The 3,654-nt window shown below is 70.1% G+C and carries 3 protein-coding genes and 1 pseudogene; 2 read left to right on the plus strand and 2 right to left on the minus strand.

Translation table 11 applies throughout. The features are described 5' to 3' along the window. Positions 1 to 168: 168 nt before the first annotated feature. Complete coding sequence (locus AB0M27_RS46965; protein WP_365732336.1) at positions 169 to 954, plus strand: electron transfer flavoprotein subunit beta/FixA family protein; 786 nt, start codon at positions 169 to 171, stop codon at positions 952 to 954. A gap of 66 nt (positions 955 to 1,020) precedes the next feature. Continuing rightward, complete coding sequence (locus tag AB0M27_RS46970) at positions 1,021 to 1,983, plus strand: electron transfer flavoprotein subunit alpha/FixB family protein (protein WP_339151808.1); 963 nt, start codon at positions 1,021 to 1,023, stop codon at positions 1,981 to 1,983. A 62-nt stretch (positions 1,984 to 2,045) separates the two neighbouring features. On the opposite strand, the gene AB0M27_RS46975 is transcribed toward AB0M27_RS46970, so the two are convergent. Further along, positions 2,046 to 3,434 carry a SidA/IucD/PvdA family monooxygenase gene (locus AB0M27_RS46975; RefSeq protein WP_365732337.1) on the minus strand — a complete coding sequence of 463 codons (1,389 nt, stop codon included), beginning with the start codon at positions 3,432 to 3,434 and terminating at the stop codon, positions 2,046 to 2,048. Positions 3,435 to 3,471: 37 nt separating this feature from the next. Further along, a pseudogene (locus AB0M27_RS46980) lies at positions 3,472 to 3,654 on the minus strand (L-2,4-diaminobutyrate decarboxylase); the annotation flags it as partial.

The raw sequence follows: 3,654 nt of genomic DNA on the forward strand, positions 1-3,654 counted from the left end.
TAGGCAAGGTCACAGTGCGGAGCGCTTGCTCAGGGGTAAGAGACTGGGTGTACTGGCGAGTAATATCGGGCGGGGCCTCGGTCGGCCCGGCCGGAAACGGCCCTGTAAGGCGCCTATGCTGCGTGCAACAAGGCAGCCCAGAAATGACGATGCAGTAGGAGAGCCGGCGTGAGCTTGAGGATCGTTGTCTGTGTGAAGTATGTGCCCGACGCGACCGGTGACCGGCGTTTCGCCGATGACCTGACGGTGGACCGTGAGGATGTGGACGGTCTGTTGTCGGAGCTGGACGAGTACGCGGTCGAGCAGGCGTTGCAGATCGCGGACGGGGCGGACGACGCGGAGATCACTGTGGTGACGGTGGGTCCGGAGGACGCGAAGGACGCGCTGCGCAAGGCTCTGTCGATGGGTGCGGACAAGGCGGTCCATGTCGAGGACGACGATCTGCACGGCACGGACGTGATCGGCACGTCGCTGGTGCTGGCGAAGGCGGTCGAGAAGACCGGTTACGACCTGGTGATCTGCGGGATGGCCTCGACCGACGGTGTCATGGGCGTCCTCCCGGCCCTCCTCGCGGAGCGTCTGGGTGTCCCGCAGGCGACGCTCCTGTCCGAGGTCTCGGTCGACGGTGGTGTGGTGACGGGGCGGCGTGACGGCGACACGGCCTCCGAGCAGCTTCAGGCCTCGCTGCCGGCGGTGGTGTCGGTGACCGACCAGTCCGGTGAGGCGCGTTACCCCTCGTTCAAGGGGATCATGGCGGCGAAGAAGAAGCCGGTTCAGTCGCTGGATCTGGATGATCTGGGGATCGAGGCGGACGAGGTCGGTCTGGAGGGTGCGTGGACGGCGGTCGACGAGGCGGCGGAGCGGCCGGCGCGGACGGCGGGCACGATCGTGAAGGACGAGGGTGAGGGCGGCAGGCAGCTGGCCGAGTTCCTCGCGGGCCAGAAGTTCATCTGAGCCCCGCCCCCCGGGTGATTCCCTCTCTCTTCCCCCTCTCGTCTCTCTTGTCTGGAGTGCGTTGTCATGGCTGATGTTCTTGTTCTGGTCGATCACGTGGACGGTGCGGTCCGCAAGCCCACCCTGGAGCTGCTGACGCTGGCCCGCCGTATCGGCGACCCCGTCGCCCTCGCCCTCGGTGCGGGTGCCGAAGCGACCGCGGGTGTGCTGGGTGAGCACGGTGCCGTGCGGGTTCTGACGGCGGATGCGCCGGAGTTCGCGGAGTACCTGGTGGTGCCGAAGGTGGATGCCCTGCAGGCCGCCTTTGATGCGGTGTCGCCGGTGGCGGTGCTGGTGGTGTCCTCCGCGGAGGGCAAGGAGATCGCGGCGCGTCTGGCGCTGCGGATCGGGTCGGGGATCATCACCGACGCCACCGACCTGGAGGCCGGTTCCAAGGGGCCTGTCGCCACCCAGGCGGCCTTCGCCGCTTCCTTCACCACGAAGTCCCGGGTTTCCAGGGGTGTTCCGGTGATCACGGTGAAGCCGAACTCGGCTCCGGTCGAGCCGGCTGCTGCCGCGGGTGCGGTGGAGGCCCTGGCGGTGTCGTTCGGTGCGGCGGCGACGGGGACGAAGGTGGTTGCGCGGACGCCGCGTGAGTCGACCGGGCGCCCGGAGCTGACCGAGGCCGCGATCGTGGTCTCGGGCGGCCGTGGGGTGAACGGGGCGGAGAACTTCCCCCTGATCGAGGCGCTCGCGGACAGTCTGGGGGCTGCGGTGGGGGCGTCGCGTGCTGCGGTGGACGCGGGCTGGTACCCGCACACCTCCCAGGTCGGCCAGACGGGCAAGTCCGTCTCCCCGCAGCTGTACATCGCCTCCGGTATCTCGGGGGCGATCCAGCACCGGGCGGGGATGCAGACCTCGAAGACGATCGTCGCGGTCAACAAGGACCCCGAGGCCCCGATCTTCGACCTCGTCGACTACGGCGTCGTCGGCGACCTCTTCACCGTCGTGCCCCAGCTCACCGAAGAGATCAACAACCGCAAGAGCTGATCCCTCCTCCCGCTCCACCCTCCGGGCCGCACCGTGACCACACCCCGCGGCCCGGAGCCGTATCAGCCGCGCTCCTTCGCCAGACGGCCCGGCACCCCGCCACGGTCCTCGGTCGCGCCAAGTCCGAACGTGGTGAAGGCCGTACGGTCCGGCAGCGGGTAAGTCTCCTTGCCCGTCAGCGTGTTGACGATGACGGCGGAGCGCCAGGCGGCCAGGCCCAGGTCGGGGGTGCCGACCCCGTGCGTGTGCCGTTCGGCGTTCTGCACGAAGACCGATCCCTCGATCTCCGGTGCGAGGACGAGCCGTTGGCTCTCGTCGACCTGTGGACGTCCGGCGCCGTCGCGGACGATGTACGGGTCCAGGGAGGCGAGCAGCGTGTCGAGCGGGCGTTCCCGGTACCCGGTGGCCAGGACCACGGCGTCCGTGGTGAGGCTGCCCCGGGCCTCCTGCTGGCCGTGCTCGACGGCGAGTCGTACGCGGCCGCCGTCCGTGAGGGAGGCGCCGGTGACCTCGATGCCAGGGGTGAGGGTGACATCGGGCCAGTCGCCGCCGAGGCTGCGGCGGTACAGCTCGTCGTGGATGTCCCCGAGCGTGTCCCCGCTGACGCCCTTGTAGAGCTGCCACTGGCTGGGCAGCAGCCGGTCCCGGGTGGCCTGCGGGAGCCCGTGGAAGTACCGGGTGTAGTCCGGGGTGAACTGCTCCAGGCCGATCTTGCTGTACTCCATGGGGGCGAAGGCCGGGGTACGGGCCAGCCAGGTGAGCCCCTCCGCGCCCTCGGGCCGCAACCTCAGCAGATCCAGCAGGACTTCGGCGCCCGACTGCCCCGACCCGACGACGGTGATGTGGCGGGCGGCCAGCAGCCGGTCCCGCTGGGCGAGGTAGTCGGCGGAGTGCAGGACGAGGGGTACGGGGTCGGCGGCCAGGGCCCTCAGCGGCTCGGGGACGTACGGCGCGGTGCCGACCCCGAGGGCGAGGTGCCGGGCGTGGGCGAGCCCGTCCCCCAGCGTCTCGCCGTCCGGGCCGAGCCGGGTGAAGTCGACCGCGAACGCGCCCTCCCCCGCGTCCCAGGCGATGGCGTCGACGCGGTGGCCGAAGTGGGTGGAGGGCAGTTCGGTGCTCACCCAGCGCAGGTAGTTGTCGAACTCGGAGCGGTGGATGTGGAAGCGCTCGGCGAAGTAGAACGGGAAGAGCCTGCGCCGGGTCTTGAGGTAATTCAGGTAGCACCAGGGGCTCGTGGGCTCCACCAGGCTCACCAGGTCTGCCAGGAAGGGAACTTGAAGAGTCGCTCCCTCGATGAGCAGTCCGGGGTGCCAGTGGAAGGCGGTGCGCTGCTCGTGGAAGGCGGTGCGCAGGCCGGGTACGCCGTCGGCGAGGGCGGCGAGCGAGAGGTTGAAGGGGCCTGCGCCCACCCCCAGCAGGTCGAGAGGCGGTGTTCGCGGTGCGGGCGTCATGCGGTTCCTCCAACGGATTTCGTGCGCATCGGCAACGTCATGGCGACAGCCTTTCCTCGGCGGGGGCGGCGGTATCGCCTCCGCCGCCTTCGCTGTCTCCACCGCCGCCGTCTCCTTCTCCGCTCGCCGCCCGTTCCGCCGCCTCCGCCACGAGGTCGAGCAGCGGCAGCAGGTCGGCCGTCGCCGCGACGGGGTGCAGGAGCGTGGCCTTGAGCCAGAG

Source organism: Streptomyces sp. NPDC052107 (assembly GCF_040680215.1).
Lineage (GTDB): Bacteria > Actinomycetota > Actinomycetes > Streptomycetales > Streptomycetaceae > Streptomyces.